We start from the raw sequence: 16,176 nt of genomic DNA on the forward strand, positions 1-16,176 counted from the left end.
TTTTTCGCCGTTGTGTTGGAAAAAGAAATGAAGTGCCGCCACGCACAGTGGCTAAAAGTGATAAAAAATACACCCCCCTAACTCACGCAGACCACCACGGCCGAGAGCACCACCCCGGCATCCCCCCCGACCACTAGCCCCAAAACCCCCATCTACCCCCCGACCACTTCAGCTTCATCCAGCCTGTTCAACCGGCGTCACCTCCAGCTCCAGCTTTTGCGAACCGCGCAACACCGTGACCTTCACCGCCCGGTCGATCCGCGAAACATCCAGCGCGCGCTGCAAGCTATCAACGCTATCCACCGCGAGCGTATCGACGGCAACGATTCTATCGTCGGTACGCAATCCGCCAAGCGCAGCCGGGCTCGCCTTCACGACCTCCATCACATGCACGCCGCTCGCCGCCGGCAGGTCGAAATAACGCTGCACGCGCCGTGAGATAGGCGACGTCGTGCCAGCCACGCCGATGTACGCACGCCGCACGCGACCATGCGCGAAGAGCTGCATGATGACCCACTTGGCGGTATCGATGGCCGTCGCGAACGAGATCGCCTGCGCACCGGCAATGATCGCGGTATTCACACCAATCACGTGACCCGCCGAGTTAATCAGCGGGCCGCCCGAGTTGCCGGGATTCAGCGCGGCGTCGGTCTGGATGACATCGTAAATCATGCGTCCGGAGTTGGACCGCAGCGACCGTCCGAGCGCCGAGACCACGCCGGTCGTGACCGTCTGCGCAAGGCCGAGAGGGTTCCCCACGGCGATGGCGATCTGCCCGACACGCAGCTTGCCGGATTCACCCAGCTCGACGTGCGGCAACGCGTCGGCCGAGCCGATGCGCAGCACCGCGAGGTCGCTGTCCGGATCGTCGCCGACGAGATCGGCGTCGAATTTCGCGCCGTCCGCAAGCGTCACGCGGATATGCGTCGCGCCATGCACGACATGGCTATTCGTCAGCAGATAACCGTCGGGCGTGAAGAGGAAACCCGAACCGGTGCCGCCGCGCGCACCGCGGCCGTTTTTGTCGCCCGGCAAACGCCGTTCGACCGAGATAAAGGCAACCGCCTGCTGCACCCGCTCGAGCGCGCTGATGACGGTTTGGGAATAAGCGTCAAGAAGGGCGTCGTCGCCGAGCGGGCTTGCGAGGGCGGGTTCGGCGGGACCGCGTGAGAGGTCATCGATGAATTGGGGACGGCTTCCCATGATCGAGCTCCGGATAAATGGATGATGAGATGCGGGATAACCGGCGCAATTTCAAGTCCGCTCCACGCGGCTGGAAGCGCACGGCTGCCTCAGCATTTCCGCTGCAATGGATATCACGATTGATCGTTTAGTGCAGGACGCGCGCGTTGCTAACATGGTCGGCTGCTTTCCATTCAGCCGTAGCTAAACGATGAGCTCCCATAAATCCTCGCCTTCACCCGGCCGCCGGCGTCCTTGTCCGTCGATGAGGTCTAGACGGTGAGCGCGTTCCTGTCGAATCAGAACGGTTTCGTACCATCCGATACGCGGCTCGACGCGCAATCGCTACCCAAAGTAAAGATGCCAAACCGTGACGGCTTCGTACCGGATCCACGACCCGGGCGGCTCTGATCGTCACTGGTGCAACGCCTCAATTTTTATTGAAGGAACAACGTATGTCCGACCACCATCGAGCACCCGCAGACGAAACGTTACCGCAACCAACGGTTCCGTCGCGGCGGCGTGCGCTACTCAAAATTGCCGCGTTGAGCGCGGGAGCAAGCACCGTTTTGACCGGCGGTGCCGCGTTGCTGGCGAGCCAGACAGCACGCGCGGAAGGGCCGGTCAAAACGTTCCGCATCGGTTATCAGAAGTACGGCAACTTCGTGGTTCTGAAGGCGCGCGGCACGCTCGACAAGCGGCTCGCCGCGCAGGGCATCACCGTGCAATGGCTCGAATTTCCAGCCGGACCGCAACTGCTCGAAGGACTCAACGCGGGCGCAGTCGATGCCGGCACCGTAGGCGAAACGCCACCGATCTTCGCGCAAGCCGCGGGCGTGGATTTCGTTTATGTGGGCAACGAACCGCCTGCACCGCAAGGCGAAGCGATCGTCGTGCCGAACGATTCAGCGATCCGCAAGGTGGAGGATCTGCGCGGCAAGAAAGTGGCGTTGAACAAGGGCTCGAATGTTCATTACCTGTTGGTGGAGGCGCTTAAGAAAGCCGGACTTTCGTATTTGGACATCCACCCGGTTTATCTCGCTCCCGCCGATGCACGGGCGGCGTTCGTGCAGGGCAGTGTCGATGCGTGGGTGATCTGGGACCCCTATCTCGCGGCCGTTGAACGTCAGGCGAATGCGCGTGTGATTACGGACGGCACCGGTCTGGTGCGCAACACGCAGTATTACCTTGCAACACGTCAATTCGCGACCGCCCAGCCGCAACTCGTGCGCGCGTTGCTGGAGGAGCTCGACCGCGTCGATCAATGGGGCCGCGACAACGTGTCGGATGTCGCGAAGCTTCTGTCGCCGCTGGTCGGGCTCGACCAGCCGACGCTCGAACGCGCATTGAAACGCACAGGCTACGGCGTGCATCCGATCACGGCGGAGACCCTCGCGTACCAGCAACAAATCGCCGATACCTTCACTGACCTGAAGCTGATTCCGAAGAAGCTGGCGGTTACCGATGCGCGCTGGAACGTCGCCTAACGCAAGCGCTGCGCTCCTGCGTCGCTAGAGACGCGTAAGCAGAATTGGCGAGAACCTTAGCTCAAATAAATCGTTCATGCGCAAAGTCGGCATCGCTAAGATGAATCAACTAACGTGGGTCATGGGCGTACGAGCTATTTCTTCGCCTCGGCCCACCTGATTCCCCAATCGACACTTGAACTTAAATAAGCAAGGCAGGAGCCCTCGATGAATGTTTTCTGGTTCATTCCGACCCACGGAGACAGCCGTTATCTCGGCACGACGCAAGGCGCGCGCGCCGCTGATTACGACTACTTCCGCCAGATCGCCGTCGCAGCCGATACGCTCGGCTACGAAGGCGTCTTGCTGCCTACGGGCCGGTCCTGCGAAGACGCATGGGTGGTTGCATCGAGCCTGATTCCCGCGACCAGGCGGCTCAAGTTCCTCGTCGCGATTCGTCCCGGCCTGACATCGCCGGCGTTGTCCGCGCGCATGGCGTCCACGTTCGATCGCCTCTCCGGCGGCCGTCTGCTGATCAACGTGGTGACGGGCGGCGACCCGGTCGAACTAGCCGGTGACGGTGTGTTCAACGACCACGACACCCGCTACGAAGTCACCGATGAATTCCTGCGTATCTGGCGCGGTCTGCTCGAGTCCTCACATGAAAACGGTTCGATCGATTTCGACGGCAAGCACCTGAGTTCCAAGGGCGGCAAGGTGCTTTATCCGCCGGTACAGAAGGCGCATCCGCCGCTGTGGTTCGGCGGCTCGTCACCCGCGGCGCACGAGATCGCGGCCGATCATATCGACACCTATCTGACGTGGGGCGAACCGCCTGCCGAAGTCGAAAAGAAGCTGGCCGATATCCGTCGCCGCGCAGCCGATAAGGGCCGCAAGATCAAGTTCGGCATTCGCCTGCACGTGATCGTGCGCGAGACGGAGCAGGAAGCATGGGCCGATGCCGACAGACTCATCAGCAAGCTCGACGACGAAACCATCCGGCGCGCACAGGCATCGTTTGCAAAGATGGATTCGGAAGGCCAGCGGCGCATGGCGGCGTTGCATGGCGGTCAGCGCGACAAGCTTGAGGTCTATCCGCATCTGTGGGCCGGCGTCGGCCTCGTGCGTGGCGGTGCAGGCACGGCGCTGGTGGGCAATCCGGAACAGGTCGCGGGCTTGATGAAGGAATATGCGGCGCTGGGTATCGACACCTTCATTCTGTCCGGCTATCCGCACCTTGAAGAGTCGTACCGCTTCGCCGAACTTGTGTTCCCGCTGCTGCCGCGCGAACAGAAAGAGCGGACGTCGGGTCCGTTGTCGGGACCGTTCGGTGAAATTGTCGGCACGTCGTATTTGCCGCGTGCTTCGCAAAGTTGAACCGGAGGTCCGATGAACGCAGTTCCGTTTTTTCGCCGCGCGGGTGTGCAGGCTGAACCGTGGCTCGTGCCCATCTTGATCCTGCTCGCATGGGAGCTGGCGGCGCGCACGGGCGGTTTGTCGTCGCGTGTGCTGCCCGAGCCGCTGGCCGTTGTAAAAGCCGCGTGGGAGCTGATCCAGTCGGGCGACATGTGGGCGAACGTGAAGGTCAGCGCATGGCGTGCGTTGACGGGTTTTGCAATCGGCGGCGGGATCGGTTTCGTGCTCGGGCTTGGAACAGGACTGTTCAAGCCGGCTGAGATCGCCCTCGATTCGACCGTGCAGATGATTCGCAATATCCCAGCGCTCGCCATGATTCCGCTGGTGATCCTGTGGTTCGGCATCGGCGAGGAAGCGAAGCTTTTCCTGGTCGCGCTCGGCGTGTTTTTCCCGGTCTATACGAACACGTATCACGGCATTCGTTCCGTCGATGCAGACCTGATCGAGATGGCTCGCAGCTACGGACTCTCGGGCTTCGCGCTGTATCGCGATGTGATTTTACCGGGGGCATTGCCGTCCATTCTCGTGGGTGTGCGTTTTGCGTTCGGGTTGATGTGGGTGATGCTGATCGTGGCGGAAACCATCTCGGCGCAATCGGGTATCGGCTATATGACGATGAACGCGCGCGAGTTCCTGCAGACCGATGTGGTTGTAGTCGGCATCCTGCTTTATGCGCTGCTCGGCAAGCTCGCGGACATGCTCGCGAAGTCGATCGAACGGGCAACGCTGCGTTGGCATCCTGCGTATCAGAAGGGAGCAAAACCGTGACCTTGAGTTATTCATCGTATGCATCGGGCAACGTCGTGCTGGACGGCGACGAGCCGGAAATCGCCACGCGCGAACGCGTACCGGCAGCGCCTGCGCCGCGCGTGGGTCCCACTGACATGGCTGTCGCACTGCAAGGCGTCGATAAACATTTCGGCGAACGCAAGGTGCTGTCGAACTTCGATTTCACCATCGAGCGCGGTAGTTTCGTATCCATAGTCGGACGCAGCGGCTGCGGAAAGTCCACGTTGCTGCGCCTGATCGCGGGCCTTGAAAAAGCGACCGGCGGTGTCGTGCAGCGCAACGCAGCGGCGGGAGCCAGCGCCCTGGAGACCCGCATCATGTTCCAGGACGCACGCCTGCTGCCGTGGAAAAGCGTGCTGCAAAACGTGATGCTCGGCCTGCCGCGTTCGTCGCGTGACGACGCTCGCGCGACGCTGGCCGAAGTGGGTTTGAGCGCACGCGAAGACGACTGGCCTGCGCAATTGTCCGGCGGTCAGCGGCAACGCGTGGCACTCGCGCGTGCGCTCGTGCATCGGCCGGATCTGCTGCTGCTGGATGAGCCGCTAGGCGCGCTCGATGCATTGACGCGGATCGAAATGCACGCGCTGATCGAACGCTTGTGGCGCGAGCATCGCTTCACTGCGCTGCTGGTAACGCATGACGTGCAGGAAGCCGTGGCGCTGGGTGAGCGGATTGTATTGATTGAAGAAGGGAGGATTTCCTTTGATGCCGCTATCGCGCTGCAACGCCCGCGTTTGCGTACGGCTGAAGGTTTCGCGGTGCTGGAGGAACAGGTGTTGTCGCGCGTGCTGAGGCATGGAGCATAGCCGAGCTAGGTGTCGTTGTATCAATTCACTCATTGCCGCTGTCGACTGGCCCCGGCACTATTCACTCAATACGGAGCATCATCATGGGCATCACGGCAATCAACGTGCGTAATCAGTTCAAAGGCCACATCAAGGAGATCATTCGCGGCTCGGTGGTCTCGGAAGTCGATGTAGAAACGCCTTATGGCATTGTCACTTCGGTGATCACCACACGTTCGATTGATGAGCTCGAACTGAAGGTCGGTAGCGAAGTCATTGCGTTCGTGAAGTCGACCGAGGTCTCGATTGCGAGGCTTTGATACTGTGCTGAAGGAGCAGAAGCGGGCCTAGGCCGCGACCGCCCCAAGACTTGACTAATAAAAACTGCCGCGAGCGTGAACCAGTAAAAGCTCGAATACGGTTCGCCTCGCGGCGCGGCAAGTCCCGGTCAGAACGCCGGAATGATCGAGCCTTTGAACTGCGTGTCGATGAAATTCTTCACGTCCGGCGACTCATACGCCGCCACCAGTTTCTTGACCCAGGGTTTGTTACGATCCTGCGCGCGAACGGCGATCAGGTTGGCGTAAGGACCCTTCAGGTCTTCGATAGCAATCGCGTCTTTCGTAGGTGACAGACCGGCTTTCACCGCGTAGTCCGTATTGATCGATGCGGCAGCAAGATCGTCCAGCGAACGCGGCAATTGAGCCGAGTCGAGTTCGATCAGCTTGATGCCCTTCGGGTTCTCGATCACATCGAGCGGCGTTGCGTTCACGCCATCTTTACCCGCACCCGCCTTCAACTTGATGATGCCGTTTTTCCGCAGCAGCAACAGCGCACGATTCCCGTTCGACGGGTCGTTCTGAATGCCGACCTTCGCCCCTTGAGGCAGGTCTTTCAGCGATTTGATCTTCTTCGAATAAAAGCCCATAGGTGCGACGTAGGTCAGGCCCACGTTCACGATCTTGTAGCCGCGCTGCTTGATCTGGCTGTCGAGAAACGGCTGGTGCTGGAAGCCGTTTGCATCGAGATCGCCGGCATCGAGTGCGGCGTTGGGCTGGATGTAATCGTTGAATTCGATCACCTTGATCTTGAGGCCCTCATGCGCCGCGACCTTGGATACTTCGGTCCAGATCTGCGCGTCGGGACCGCTCATGGTGCCGATCCGCAGCGGGGCGTCTTCCGCGTGGGCGACGCCGGATACAGCGCCGAGTGCGGCGAAGGCGAGACTTGCAATAACGGTTCTACGATGCATGTTGAAACTCTTTCTGGTTGGAAGGCGCGCATCGTCTCATGCCTTGCGCGCTAACCTAACGAATCTGTTTTCATGTGTTTATGCAAATCTGAAAGCTTAGTTAATGTCCGGTGCATGCACCGGACATTAACTCGTCGTTCGGCTTCAGTCCTTCCAGAAAACCAGCGCCCGCAATTCGATGCTTCTGCGCGGTGCGGCGCCTTCGGGCGTAGTCGGATCTTCAAAGGCCGTGTGCGCGGTGAGGCGGGCAGTGCCGTCGTCGCGTGAATCGTAGATCTTCAGCAGCAACGCTTCGTCGGGCCGTAGCTTGGTGAAGTAATACCAGCGATGCGCAGGGTTATACGTGAACGAAAAGGTCTCGCCGACCTTGTCCCTGTACACGAGATCGCCGGGCACCAGGTCGCTGGCCGCTATCGAGCGGGCGTCGCAGAGGGCGAGCGGTAGTTGCTCCACCACGTCGAGCGGACGCCATAGATTGATGATCGCAAAGCGATGCTTGAGGCGCTGAGCGGCTTCGCCGGCAGACAGATGGTCACGCACGCGACGCGGTCCCGAGACGAACGTCTGGTCGTTATGCACGCGTCGTACGGGCTCGCGCAAAGATGCCGTTGCACGCGAGCCGTTCAAGCTGTCGCGCAGGGTGTGATCGAAGACGACAACCTTCTCTGCGCCGGTCGCCTTGAGCAAAACCTGCTCGGATTCGCTGTAGTAGATCGAGCGGATGGCGGCGTCGTCCGTGAAGTCCGTCAGCGCGCTTGTGTGCGCGATGCGTTCGAAGCCGCTTCTATCAAGCGATAACTCTCCCGCGGCAGCGAGCGGGCGAGCATCGCGGATTGTCACGCGTCGAGCTTCGAGCGTGCCGGAGGTCCAGGGTACGCCCGGCGGTGGTTCAAATGTGTAGCTCACCGGCCGGCCTTCGCCAGCACGTAGATAGTTGAGTTCAGCTTCGACCGCTTGCAGCGTTCCTGCACGCGGACGTTCTTCGAATACGGTGCTCATAGTCGTTCCTCGGCCTGGAAGTCAGGACTTTCAACGCTATACCCGCCTGCCTCGAAGCTGAACGAATAAAATTCCATAAGGTTATTCGCTCGGGCAAGCTCCTTGAGCAGCGCGATTCCAGGGCGACGATACCCCTACTTGCTGGCGAAGTATTCGGGAAGACGGAAGCCGTCGTAGAAGCGATTGTTCAGGATGACCTGCTGAAAAACCGGTGACTTGTACGCATCGACGATGTCCTGCGTGCTGCGCGCCGTCTTGTTAGCAACCCTGACCACGACCTGGTTGATATACGGCGGTGTCATCTGCTCGAGGGCGAGCGCGTCGCTAAGTTTGTAGCCACTGAAGATCGCGAAGTTGCCCTGGATGGCGGCGAAATCGACGTCGTCGAGCGCGCGCGGCGCTTGTGCCGATTCAAGCGGAACGATCTTGATGCCGGCCAGATTCGCAATCACATCACGCTCGGTGACGTCGACGGGATTGCTGTTCGGACGAAGCTTGATCCAGCCGATCCGCTGCAGGATCTTGAGTGCGCGTTCCAGGTTGACCGGATCGTTCGGCACCGCCACCTTCGCTCCAGCCTTCACTTCCGTCAGCGCGTGATGCTTCTTCGAATAAAGACCCATCGGCGGCGTGGGTACTTGCACGACACCCACCAGATCCGTTCCATTGCGGTCGTTGTAGGACTTCAGATAGACCTCATGCTGCATGACATCGGCTGCGATTTCCCCTCGATACACCGCCTGGTTCGCTTCAAGCCCCGTGCTGAATTCCACGTACTTGATCGCATAACCCTTCTGACGTAATTGAGGTTCGACACCGGCCTTGAATTCATCGGCATAAGGGCCGGGCACGAAGCCGATGCGCAATTCGTTTGCATCGGTAGCGCGGGCGCTGAATGGAGCGAGTGCAGCGCAAAGCGCGAATGCGAACAGGAATGGAAGCGTCGGCATGAGGGGGATAGGCAAAAGAAAATAAAGGACGGCAAAGAGCGTTTGCCGGTGAAGCTGCAGCGAACCGCGCGCGACGTTTCTACACGTCAACGCGCGGTTCGCTGGTCAGAACGTTTCTTTGAACGGACGCAGATCGAGTTCCTGCGTCCATGCGCTTTTATGCTGAAGGTGCAGTTGCCAATAACTCTCCGCTATCGCGCTTGCCTGCAGCAAACCATCGTCGCCGGCCTGCTGCACGCGTTGCGGTGCGGATTGGCGAAGACGCTCGCCGTCGATACCCCCATCGATCACGATATGCGCTACATGTATGCCTTCGGACCCGAACTCGCGGGCGAGGGTCTGGCTCAGCGAGCGCAACGCAGCCTTCGAGGCCGCGAACGCCGCGAAGGGCGGCTTGCCGCGCAACGCGGCCGTCGCTCCAGTGAACAGCAGCGTGCCGCGCCCGGTCGAGCCCGCGGCACTGAGGCCATTGTTCAAGATGCGGCGCAGTGCTGCCTGGGCAAACAGGAAACCGCCGAGCACGCCGGTGCGCCACGCTTGCTCGAACTGGGCGGCAGTGAGTTCGAGCGTCGGCGCACGGCTTGCGTTGCCTGCGTTGAACACGGCTGCCGTTAAAGGACCGAGTTCGCGCACGCGATCGGCAAGCTCCGCTACGCTCGCTTCGTTCGAGATATCGCCGGGCAATGCGTGGGCTATGCCGCCGGCGGCGCGAATCTCCGCGGCGATGGTTTCCACACGCTCTGCCGTGCGTCCTGTGAGGGCGACGGTAAAGCCGCCTTGCGCGAAGCGCCGGGCGACTGCTGCGCCGAGTCCCGCGCTGGCGCCCACACCGGCGATCCACGCGACCGGTGCTTGTTCATGCGGGAGATTGGTAGATGACTGGATGGTTGAGTTCATGGCGACGAAGTTAGACCGGCTCCTCGTGATTGGGAAGGAAGAAAACGCGATAACGTTATTCGAAGCTGCGAGATTTATTCTAGTCTTCGGCCATCTTTTGCGTCCGGTGTGCTTTGCATATGCGCATCGATTGGTTGAGGGCACTACGGGGCGGCCGTAATGTAGTTGACCTCAAACTAGGAGACATGTCATGAATGCAGCCGCAGCAAGCACTTTCGAGTCGGTCCAGGTCACGCCGCTGTCGGCGTTTATCGGCGCGGAAATCAGCGGCGTCGATCTATCGCAGCCACTCGAGTCTCATCAGGTCGCGCAGATTCGTGCGGCCTTGCTGAAGTGGCGTGTGATTTTCTTCCGCGAGCAGTTCCTGACGCATGCCCAGCACGTGGCGTTCTCAGCGCAGTTCGGCGAGCTCACGCTAGGGCATCCGGTGTTCGGGCACGTTGAAGGGCATCCCGAGATCTACTCCATCTCCAAGTATCGCAAGGCGACGCGCTTCGAAGGTCAAGCGCTGTTGCGTCCGTGGACCGGCTGGCACACTGACGTGACAGCTGCCGTTAACCCGCCGTTTGCGTCGATCCTGCGCGGCGTGACCATCCCGCCTTATGGCGGCGATACACAATGGACAAGCCTTGTCGCTGCGTATGAAAAACTCTCGGCGCCGCTGCGCGATTTCGTCGATGGCCTGCGCGGCGTGCATCGATTCACACCTCCCGCGGGCGCAAGCGCCACCGACGCGTTCCAGCAAGCCGTGCAACAGCGGGCGCTTGTCACTGAACATCCGCTGGTGCGCGTGCATCCCGAAACCGGCGAGCAGGCGCTGTATGTCAGCCCGAGTTTCCTTAAGCACATTGTTGGTGTAACGCCGCGTGAAAGTCAGGCGATCCTTGAATTGCTGTGGGAGCACGTGACGCGTCCCGAGTTCACAGTACGGTTCAAATGGGAACCGGGCAGCATTGCGTTCTGGGACAACCGGTCGACTGCGCACCTGGCGCCTTCGGATATCTTCGACCTGGAATTCGATCGGCAACTGTATCGGACGACGCTGGTCGGCGATGTGCCGGTAGGACCGGACGGACGTGCCTCGGTAGCGCTGGAAGGATCACCGGTGAACACGGCGGCGGCCGTTGCGTTGAATTAAGACCAGTTCCTGAAGAAGGACGCCGCCTGTCATCGTGAGGGCGGCCCAACAACGTCAGGCGCGCGGCAACCGCCGGTTATCGATCCACATGCGAGCCCAGCGAGCAGCATATGCAATGGCTAGATCGGATTCGAAGAAGTAGTCGAGCGCGTCGAATACATAAGCGCGTTTTTGCAGCGACTTTTCGTCTTGAATCACGAGATTAGCAGCGAACAATCCGCTGGGCAGCGGCTGTGCGGCGGGAGCAACTTCATAACCCTTGTAGTGCATGTTCGTTTTACCTCCGGTACACGATGCAGTGGAACGCATGTGCCCCAGATTAGCGAGCCTTGCAAGACAAGGGAAACAAGCATTTGGCAGAAGCAAACCCGCCGTAGTCGGGGATTGGAAAGAAGCAAACGTTGTGAAGATTTCGCGCCGAAGAACGTTGTGGTCAAGCCACCGCAGCCTCGTCGTGCGGCACGCTGAAGTCCGCGAGTATCTCGTCGCGCAAGCGGACGAATGCGGCGTCGCTGCGGCTGCGCGGCCGTTGCAACCCAACCTTCACCACCTTGCCAATTCGCCCCGGCCGCGCCTGCATGACCACCACTCGGTCGGCAAGGAACACGGCTTCGTCAACGTCATGGGTCACCATGATCATCGTGATCTGCTCGTGTTCCCAGATGCGTCGCAACTCACTCTGAAGACGGCTGCGCGTGAGCGCGTCGAGCGCGCCGAACGGTTCGTCGAGCAGCAAGAGCTTCGGCCGATTGACGAGCCCGCGGGCGATTGCCACACGCTGCGCCATGCCGCCTGAAAGCTGATGCGGATGATGCCCTTCATAACCCTTCAAACCGACCAGCGTGATATGCTCGGCGACCGCACGGCGTTTCTCTTCCTTGCTGCGCCGGGAGTTCTTCAACGCGACCGCAATGTTCTGCTCGACATTGAGCCACGGAAACAGCCTGTGATCTTGGAACACGATACCGCGCGCGAGGTCGGTGGTACGAACGCGTTCGCCGCCGAATTCGATATCGCCGTCGAACTGGTCGTCGAGGCCCGCGATCAGGCGCAGCAACGTGGACTTGCCGCAACCGCTCGCGCCGACAATGGCCACGAACTCGCCGCTTTTCACCGACAGATCGATGCGATCCAGCACGGGCAAGGCGTGATCGTCGCCGGAAAATCGCTTGCTGACGTGATGCAGGTTGAGCTCACTTGTTCGGGAAACCGGGACAGTTGCCATGATGATAGGGACTCTTTATAAAAATGAGCACTGCGGAATCAAGCCGCCGGATCGCTGAACCAGCGTTGCTGGATGGCGCGGGCCAGCGCATTCAACGCCCAGCCGGTGACGCCGATCACAATAACGCCAAGCACCACGAGATCCATCCGGAACTGTTCGCTGCCGTCGACCAGCATGTTGCCGATGCCACTGCCCGCAACCAGCAGATACTCGGCGCCGAGCGTGGCGAGCCACGAATAGATCAGCGCGAGATAGATGCCGGTGAAGATGGACGGCAACGCGGCGGGCAGGACGACGTATCGGACGGTCTGCAACTTGCTGTAGCGGAACACACGGGCAACATCGAGCAGCGCGGGAGAGACCGCGCGGATGCCGTCGCTTGTATGCGCGACCACGGGCACCAGTGCGGCGAGCGAGAGGAACACGACTTTTGCCACATCGCCGAGACCGAACCACACGGAGATCAGCGGTATCCATGCAAACAACGAGACTTGCTTGTATGCATTGAAGCTTGGACCGATCAGCCGGTTCGCGAAGGGAGAGACACCGAGCAACGCACCTAGCACGAGACCAAGGCTTGCACCGAGCGTGAAGCCTGTCAGTTCACGGGCAAGCGACGCCGAGAGCGCGCGCCACAACGCGCTGGTTCTCGCCTGATTGATGGCGGTATGAAGCACCTGAGCGGGCGACGTCATCATGCCGTGCCCGGCAACAACGTGACGCGAGACGAACCACCAGAACAGCAGTGCAGCAAGCGGAATAACCCAGCCGCGCCAGCGTCCGGCTTTGCCCGGTTCACCCGACCCGGCAATAGCGCCGGAGCCGGTTTCGAGTTCAAGAGAAGGTGTGGCCATATCGATGCTCCTTCAGGCCAGCCGCGCGGGCGACAACTTGTGTTCGAGTGCGGTAAGCGAGCGGTCCGCCACATACCCGATCCCACCGACGATCAACACTGATGCAAGCACCAGATCGAGCTGGAACAACTGGCGTCCGTACACGATCAGATAACCGAGCCCTTCCGACGAAGCCACCAGTTCGACCACGACCAGCGTGAGCCATGCCTTGGTGAATGCAAGGCGAATACCGGTGCCGATCACCGGCACGGCCGACGGCAGGATCACGTTGAAGATCGTCTGGCGGCGTGAGTAACGAAAGACACGCGCGGCGTCGAGATAGGCTGGCGGTGTCCGGCGGAATCCCTGCAGTGTGCTCAACGTCACCGGGACCAGTGCGGCGTGTCCGATCAGCAAATACTTCAGTGGCTCGCCGATCCCCACCACAATCATGAGGAACGGCAACCAGCCCAGCACTGGCACCTGCATCACGGCATTGAAGCTGGGAAGGATGTAAGCCTCGGCTGTGCGCGACAGTCCCAGCAAGCTGCCAAGCAACAACCCGAGCACGACACCACCCGTGAATCCGACCGCGATACGCGACAAGCTCGCACTGACATGCATCCAGAGTTCGCCGCTGCTGGCGAGGCTGCCGAGGGTATCGAAGACGAGGATGGGAGACGGCAGGATTTGCGCCGAGATCCAGCCGTAGTGCGAGCCGAGCACCCACAACACGGCACAGGCCACGGGCACGAGCCAGGGCAACGCAATCCAGCCGATCGAGCGCGCGACGCTCGCAGCGTGACCGTGCCCACCGTCGAGCGACGCCTGGCGGCTGGGAGACAAAGTGCGAGCGATGTTGTTCGCCATGACCGGATTCTCCTGAGAATTCAGATGTTCACGATGCAAGCGGCTTGCCGGACGGATCGAAACGCAGCCAGTAGTTTTCCAGCTTCAGTGTCTTCAAGGCCTGATCGAGATACTTCGGTTCGAACCAGCCGTTCACGCTGACGGGCTGGCGGATCAGGGTCAGACGCAACGCGTCGTCGGCAACGGCCTGATAGCGGGCCACGATGAACGGATCGATAAGCGGCGAACTGCGGTCTTTGAGCGGCTGATTCGCGTACTCTGATTCCCACGACTCCACCGGCACGCCGCTCTTCGCCCACAGTGCGAACAGCGTCCCGCGGTTCGCTTCTTCCGACGACCATTGCGCCGCCTGCACGACTGACGTCACCACTTTCTGTACGACATCGGGATGGCTTTGCTCGAAGTCATCGAGGACCAGCAGGTGTGCCTGCCGCGTGTATTGCAAGCCGCCGTCTCGCGACGCATAGATGATCTTCGCGAGGCCCTGGCGCTGCAGCTTGAACAACTTGAAGTCGAGGAACACAGCGTCCACGCCTTTTGATGCGAGCGCTGCTTGCGACGCGGCATCGTCGAGATTGATCACGTGCAGATCGCGTTCGGAGAGGCCATTCGCTTTCAGCACGTTGTCGGCTACGAGTTGCAAGTTCGTACCGCGAAAGATGGCGACGCGCTTGCCCTTTAGGTCCTTGACGCTCTTGATGTCGGAGTCGGGCGGCACGGCCAGGTAGACGCCGGTGCGCACGTTCGATTCGATCAGCAACTTCGTTTTGAGCCCATTGGCACGGCCGAGTACGGCTGGCAGATCGCCTTGATAGGCGAAGTCGATCTGGCGGTTCGCCAGGGCCTCGTTGACCGCTGGTCCCGCACCCTTGAAGAACAGCCATTCCACTTTGATGCCGTCGGACTTGAACGCATCTTCCACGCGATGCTGCAACTGGGCGGTCGCGGCCGGCGAGCCGCCGAACACGGGCGGATCGCCATATCCTTGCGTCGCCACGCCGATCCGGACGACCGCGGGTGCGGCGGCCAGGACGCTCGTGGCGGTAATGATGCCCAACGTGACGATGAGGGAATGCAGAAGGGATCGCGGTGTCATTGAATTGGCAAGGAATGGGGAGGGGAAAGGCAGCGTCGCTATCAACGCTGCCGGAGCGGCGTCAGTTCAGCGCGGGCGCGCCTCGCAAGGCGCGGCTGCGACGGCCGTCGATACCCACCGGCACGTCGCCGTGCACCGTTGCGCGCCGTACCACGCGGCGCGCGCTTTCGTCGTAGTCCGCTACCGCGTAGTGCTGCGTCGCCCGGTTGTCCCAGATGGCCACGTCACCCTGCGTCCAGCGCCAGCGCACCGTGTTTTCGAGGCGCGTCACGTGGTCGTGGAAGAGCTCTTTCAGCCGGTCCGAATCGCGTTGCGACAAGCCGATGAAACGTTGCACGAAATGACCCAGCACGAGACTGCGTTCGCCCGTTTCGGGGTGCACACGCACGACTGGGTGCTCGGTTTCATAGACCGTCGAAGTGAACTGTTCGCGGTACGCGAGTTCGGCGTCGGTGGCGGGTGCGCTGCGGTTGGCCGCGTAGTCGTAGGTATTCGTATGAATGGCCCACAGGGAGTCCGCAAGGGCGCGTAGCGGGGCAGGCAGGCGTTTGTAGGCCTCTGCAGTGTTGGCCCAGACCGTATCGCCGCCAGCGGGCGGAATTACCACGCCGCGCAGAATTGAAATCTTTGGATAGGCTTCCACGAAGGTCACGTCCGTATGCCACGAATTGGCGCGCGTGCCGCTCTTCGAGTCGAGTTCCAGCAGATGGCTGCTGCCGGCAACCGATGGCACCGTCGGATGCGCGACCGTTTCGCCGAAGCGGCTGGCGAACGCTTCCTGCGCGGCATCGTCCAGATGCGACTGGCCGCGAAAGAAGATTGCCTTATGCCGCAGCAGCGCGGCGTTGATGGCTGAAATGGTCGAGTCGTCCAGATCCGGCCCGAGGCGCACGCCCCGGATCTCGGCGCCGATCCGGCCGCCCACTGGGTGGACGTCGAGGTCCAGCGCAAGGGAGGGTTCGGCGGCAACGGCAGGCGTGGCGATGAGGGTCATCGAGTGCTCCTTGGGAATTGTTGGGTGGTATCTGGACGTTCGCGCGGCTGGCGCAGGCAGAAAATTGAAGTGGCAATAAATTGAAGCATTCGCCCGCGAACGCGGCAACGAAGCGATTGGACTTTGCTTTACACACCTGACGTGCGTCGTTTATGAGGGACGTTTAACGGAACGTGGGCTTAATAAGGACTTGGTACGGGGGCTCAATGGATTTAAGCCTCAGATATACGGCTCTTTTGAAAACTCAGTGGGTAATGCGGCTCAGCGGGCATGCGCGTTGAACG

The 16,176-nt window shown here is 60.8% G+C and carries 17 protein-coding genes and 1 pseudogene; 7 read left to right on the forward strand and 11 right to left on the reverse strand.

All coding sequences use genetic code 11. The annotated features are described in order from the left end of the window. Positions 1-174 precede the first annotated feature (174 nt). Positions 175-1,203 carry a S1C family serine protease gene (locus M0D69_RS40705; protein ID WP_301787461.1) on the reverse strand — a complete coding sequence of 343 codons (1,029 nt, stop codon included), beginning with the start codon at positions 1,201-1,203 and terminating at the stop codon, positions 175-177. Positions 1,204-1,428: 225 nt separating this feature from the next. On the opposite strand from M0D69_RS40705, the pseudogene M0D69_RS40710 reads away from it, so the two are divergent. From M0D69_RS40710 to M0D69_RS40735, 6 genes and pseudogenes are all read left to right on the forward strand, one after another. Continuing rightward, positions 1,429-1,593: pseudogene (locus tag M0D69_RS40710) on the forward strand (cytochrome c); the annotation flags it as partial. Positions 1,594-1,637: 44 nt separating this feature from the next. Then, positions 1,638-2,669 carry a sulfonate ABC transporter substrate-binding protein gene (locus M0D69_RS40715; protein WP_301787462.1) on the forward strand — a complete coding sequence of 344 codons (1,032 nt, stop codon included), beginning with the start codon at positions 1,638-1,640 and terminating at the stop codon, positions 2,667-2,669. Between the two features lie 207 nt (positions 2,670-2,876). Next, positions 2,877-4,025 (forward strand): FMNH2-dependent alkanesulfonate monooxygenase, encoded by a 1,149-nt coding sequence (gene ssuD, locus M0D69_RS40720; RefSeq protein WP_301787463.1) that lies wholly within the window; start codon positions 2,877-2,879, stop codon positions 4,023-4,025. A 12-nt stretch (positions 4,026-4,037) separates the two neighbouring features. Continuing rightward, complete coding sequence (gene ssuC / locus M0D69_RS40725) at positions 4,038-4,832, forward strand: aliphatic sulfonate ABC transporter permease SsuC (protein WP_301787464.1); 795 nt, start codon at positions 4,038-4,040, stop codon at positions 4,830-4,832. A gap of 59 nt (positions 4,833-4,891) precedes the next feature. Further along, positions 4,892-5,659 (forward strand): ATP-binding cassette domain-containing protein, encoded by a 768-nt coding sequence (locus M0D69_RS40730; RefSeq protein WP_301787475.1) that lies wholly within the window; start codon positions 4,892-4,894, stop codon positions 5,657-5,659. An 83-nt stretch (positions 5,660-5,742) separates the two neighbouring features. Further along, positions 5,743-5,958 (forward strand): molybdopterin-binding protein, encoded by a 216-nt coding sequence (locus M0D69_RS40735; protein ID WP_031357267.1) that lies wholly within the window; start codon positions 5,743-5,745, stop codon positions 5,956-5,958. A 128-nt stretch (positions 5,959-6,086) separates the two neighbouring features. On the opposite strand, the gene M0D69_RS40740 is transcribed toward M0D69_RS40735, so the two are convergent. The 4 genes from M0D69_RS40740 to M0D69_RS40755 form a co-directional block, all read right to left on the reverse strand. Then, positions 6,087-6,890, reverse strand: a complete 804-nt coding sequence (locus M0D69_RS40740) for a MetQ/NlpA family ABC transporter substrate-binding protein (protein WP_301787465.1) — start codon at positions 6,888-6,890, stop codon at positions 6,087-6,089. Between the two features lie 144 nt (positions 6,891-7,034). After that, positions 7,035-7,889, reverse strand: coding sequence for a CmcJ/NvfI family oxidoreductase (locus M0D69_RS40745; protein ID WP_301787466.1), 855 nt, complete (start codon positions 7,887-7,889; stop codon positions 7,035-7,037). A gap of 134 nt (positions 7,890-8,023) precedes the next feature. After that, a complete protein-coding gene (locus tag M0D69_RS40750; RefSeq protein ID WP_301787467.1) occupies positions 8,024-8,839 on the reverse strand; it encodes a MetQ/NlpA family ABC transporter substrate-binding protein in 816 nt (271 codons plus the stop codon). A gap of 105 nt (positions 8,840-8,944) precedes the next feature. Next, the gene (locus M0D69_RS40755) at positions 8,945-9,736 is read right to left on the reverse strand and encodes an SDR family NAD(P)-dependent oxidoreductase (protein WP_301787468.1); all 792 of its coding nucleotides are present in this window, start codon (positions 9,734-9,736) and stop codon (positions 8,945-8,947) included. Positions 9,737-9,926: 190 nt separating this feature from the next. Here M0D69_RS40755 and M0D69_RS40760 point away from each other — a divergent pair, with 190 nt between their 5' ends. Continuing rightward, complete coding sequence (locus M0D69_RS40760; protein WP_301787469.1) at positions 9,927-10,874, forward strand: TauD/TfdA family dioxygenase; 948 nt, start codon at positions 9,927-9,929, stop codon at positions 10,872-10,874. Between the two features lie 54 nt (positions 10,875-10,928). On the opposite strand, the gene M0D69_RS40765 is transcribed toward M0D69_RS40760, so the two are convergent. The 6 genes from M0D69_RS40765 to M0D69_RS40790 all read right to left on the reverse strand — a co-directional run bounded on the left by M0D69_RS40765 (position 10,929) and on the right by M0D69_RS40790 (position 15,892). Next, positions 10,929-11,144 carry a hypothetical protein gene (locus tag M0D69_RS40765; RefSeq protein ID WP_047845937.1) on the reverse strand — a complete coding sequence of 72 codons (216 nt, stop codon included), beginning with the start codon at positions 11,142-11,144 and terminating at the stop codon, positions 10,929-10,931. A gap of 163 nt (positions 11,145-11,307) precedes the next feature. Continuing rightward, positions 11,308-12,099 (reverse strand): ABC transporter ATP-binding protein, encoded by a 792-nt coding sequence (locus tag M0D69_RS40770; RefSeq protein WP_301787470.1) that lies wholly within the window; start codon positions 12,097-12,099, stop codon positions 11,308-11,310. Between the two features lie 38 nt (positions 12,100-12,137). Further along, positions 12,138-12,953 (reverse strand): ABC transporter permease, encoded by an 816-nt coding sequence (locus tag M0D69_RS40775; RefSeq protein WP_301787471.1) that lies wholly within the window; start codon positions 12,951-12,953, stop codon positions 12,138-12,140. Between the two features lie 12 nt (positions 12,954-12,965). Then, complete coding sequence (locus tag M0D69_RS40780) at positions 12,966-13,802, reverse strand: ABC transporter permease (protein ID WP_301787472.1); 837 nt, start codon at positions 13,800-13,802, stop codon at positions 12,966-12,968. A gap of 28 nt (positions 13,803-13,830) precedes the next feature. Further along, entirely contained in the window at positions 13,831-14,898 is a 1,068-nt protein-coding gene (locus tag M0D69_RS40785) for an ABC transporter substrate-binding protein (RefSeq protein WP_301787473.1), read from the reverse strand. A gap of 61 nt (positions 14,899-14,959) precedes the next feature. Continuing rightward, a complete protein-coding gene (locus M0D69_RS40790; protein WP_301787474.1) occupies positions 14,960-15,892 on the reverse strand; it encodes a TauD/TfdA family dioxygenase in 933 nt (310 codons plus the stop codon). Positions 15,893-16,176: the final 284 nt, after the last annotated feature.

The organism is Caballeronia sp. SEWSISQ10-4 2 (assembly GCF_030464885.1).
Classification (GTDB): domain Bacteria; phylum Pseudomonadota; class Gammaproteobacteria; order Burkholderiales; family Burkholderiaceae; genus Caballeronia.

Bases quoted from the DNA above. Each gene is read 5' to 3' on its own strand.
- ssuC (WP_301787464.1), top strand. From the start codon at position 4,038: ATGAACGCAGTTCCGTTTTTTCGCCGCGCGGGTGTGCAGGCTGAACCG.
- M0D69_RS40765 (WP_047845937.1), bottom strand. From the start codon at position 11,144: ATGCACTACAAGGGTTATGAAGTTGCTCCCGCCGCACAGCCGCTGCCC.
- M0D69_RS40750 (WP_301787467.1), bottom strand. From the start codon at position 8,839: ATGCCGACGCTTCCATTCCTGTTCGCATTCGCGCTTTGCGCTGCACTC.
- M0D69_RS40780 (WP_301787472.1), bottom strand. From the start codon at position 13,802: ATGGCGAACAACATCGCTCGCACTTTGTCTCCCAGCCGCCAGGCGTCG.
- M0D69_RS40715 (WP_301787462.1), top strand. From the start codon at position 1,638: ATGTCCGACCACCATCGAGCACCCGCAGACGAAACGTTACCGCAACCA.
- M0D69_RS40735 (WP_031357267.1), top strand. From the start codon at position 5,743: ATGGGCATCACGGCAATCAACGTGCGTAATCAGTTCAAAGGCCACATC.
- ssuD (WP_301787463.1), top strand. From the start codon at position 2,877: ATGAATGTTTTCTGGTTCATTCCGACCCACGGAGACAGCCGTTATCTC.
- M0D69_RS40745 (WP_301787466.1), bottom strand. From the start codon at position 7,889: ATGAGCACCGTATTCGAAGAACGTCCGCGTGCAGGAACGCTGCAAGCG.
- M0D69_RS40770 (WP_301787470.1), bottom strand. From the start codon at position 12,099: ATGGCAACTGTCCCGGTTTCCCGAACAAGTGAGCTCAACCTGCATCAC.
- M0D69_RS40760 (WP_301787469.1), top strand. From the start codon at position 9,927: ATGAATGCAGCCGCAGCAAGCACTTTCGAGTCGGTCCAGGTCACGCCG.
- M0D69_RS40705 (WP_301787461.1), bottom strand. From the start codon at position 1,203: ATGGGAAGCCGTCCCCAATTCATCGATGACCTCTCACGCGGTCCCGCC.
- M0D69_RS40790 (WP_301787474.1), bottom strand. From the start codon at position 15,892: ATGACCCTCATCGCCACGCCTGCCGTTGCCGCCGAACCCTCCCTTGCG.
- M0D69_RS40775 (WP_301787471.1), bottom strand. From the start codon at position 12,953: ATGGCCACACCTTCTCTTGAACTCGAAACCGGCTCCGGCGCTATTGCC.
- M0D69_RS40755 (WP_301787468.1), bottom strand. From the start codon at position 9,736: ATGAACTCAACCATCCAGTCATCTACCAATCTCCCGCATGAACAAGCA.
- M0D69_RS40740 (WP_301787465.1), bottom strand. From the start codon at position 6,890: ATGCATCGTAGAACCGTTATTGCAAGTCTCGCCTTCGCCGCACTCGGC.
- M0D69_RS40785 (WP_301787473.1), bottom strand. From the start codon at position 14,898: ATGACACCGCGATCCCTTCTGCATTCCCTCATCGTCACGTTGGGCATC.